Annotated in this window: 2 pseudogenes; both read right to left on the bottom strand. The window is 50.6% G+C overall.

Annotated features, from left to right (window positions below):
* Positions 1 to 430: pseudogene (locus tag I8746_RS26805) on the bottom strand (hypothetical protein); the annotation flags it as partial.
* Between the two features lie 2 nt (positions 431 to 432).
* Positions 433 to 1,516 (bottom strand): annotated as a pseudogene (locus I8746_RS26800) (hypothetical protein); the annotation flags it as partial.

Raw genomic sequence — 1,516 nt, 5'->3', positions numbered from 1 at the left:
ATGAGCCGCCGTATTCGGTGCGCTTGAAAATGCCACCTCCGGTGTTGGCCCATTCGAATACGAGTACCTTGCTCAAACGTTGGTAGTAGATTTTTTGGGTTGATCGATTGAGGCAAATGGTTGATAAGCCCTTTATAAAGAAAATTCGATAAGCTAGGAAAGGAGTAAACACGAAGGGGGTTATTACTAATAAAAGCATCAATAAAATGTCTTCGTTGTAAAGTTTCGAGATGGTAGGGGGTAGATAAGGGTAAGTGCCTATCAGCAGTGTGATCGTCATTGCGCAGTATAGTTTTCCCATAAACACGGAATCTGTTATCCATGGGTTTCTCAGGCACAAGGTATTCTCGGATACGTTTGCCAATTGCCCCCCAATTGCTGGGGGGTGTCCGGAGTATGACGTTGAATTGAATATCCAGATAGTTGCCATGATCAGCGCTCCAGGCGAAAAGTTGACAGGATCTCATTGTCTTCGTCCAGGCCTTGATTGGCGCTGTAAGCTAGATGCAGTGAGACATGATTTTGGTTGGCAACCGTGTTCTCGAAATGCAGGATTAAGCCAGCGTCTACGATGTGTCCGGTTGGAGTGATTGGGAATACGTCCATTCCTTGGTCGTCACGGAGGGAACTCAAGCTTCCTGACCATTCACTTACGCCTAGCCTGAATGCAGGCAGCAGCACTGTGAACTCTACGGTTGGTTGGGGGGTGGCTACTTCGTTATGTGTGATAGCTGTCCAGTTTGGCGGCGACCAGTGGTTATTCTGATGCCATCGGGTGTCGGCTTTAGTTATGCCGAGGGATAGGGCCTGCTCGGCGGATAGTAGCTTGGGTCCGTAATGTTCATTGTGCCAAGCCTTAATTTCTGTTTGCAGTGAGGTGAAAGCAGGCAGTTTCTTGTCAAAGTCCAAGTTGATGTCGGCGTGCGACTCTCCATCATTGATGCGATTGCCGAATATGCTACGTGCTGCCCACAGTTCTATTGGGCTGTGAAGGCGTTCATGTGCCTTGGCGTGTAGGTAGAGGCCTCCTGCTATGATGGCTACGCCTACGAGGACAAGGGCAGCGGCGGCCCATCCGGCAAAGGGTACTAGCGTTGTAGCGCCCGCAATGGCAAGTCCTGCTTCAAGAGTGACAGCAGAGCCAATGGCCATGGTTAATCCACCAGCAATTGTGTATCTGCCAGCCGTAGAGTTACCGTTATCGAATTGGCGCAATCCCTTTGACCAATCTGAGATCAGAGCAAATGCAATCGCCGGGTATCCGGCTAAACGCGCAAACAGATTGCTACTCAAAAACTTGATAACCCCATTGCCAAAGGCCATACCCGGCGCTGTGGCACTTAATCTCAGCATGACGGCCTTTTGCGTTGCCCGTACGCTGACCAATGTCGCCGCCGCTGCACCGATCACCCCGAAAACAGATGAAGCGAACCCCAGGGTGTATTCCGGTGCATCGCTCTTCTGCAGGCTGTTGTAGGCCGTCTTGAGCGATAAGATGTTGAACCACAGCATCCCC

It is taken from the genome of Pseudomonas sp. USTB-Z, from assembly GCF_019691255.1.
Classification (GTDB): Bacteria; Pseudomonadota; Gammaproteobacteria; order Pseudomonadales; family Pseudomonadaceae; genus Aquipseudomonas; species Aquipseudomonas alloputida.
The sequence above is the reverse complement of the archived record's forward strand: the minus strand, read 5'-3'. Positions and strand labels throughout refer to the sequence as shown.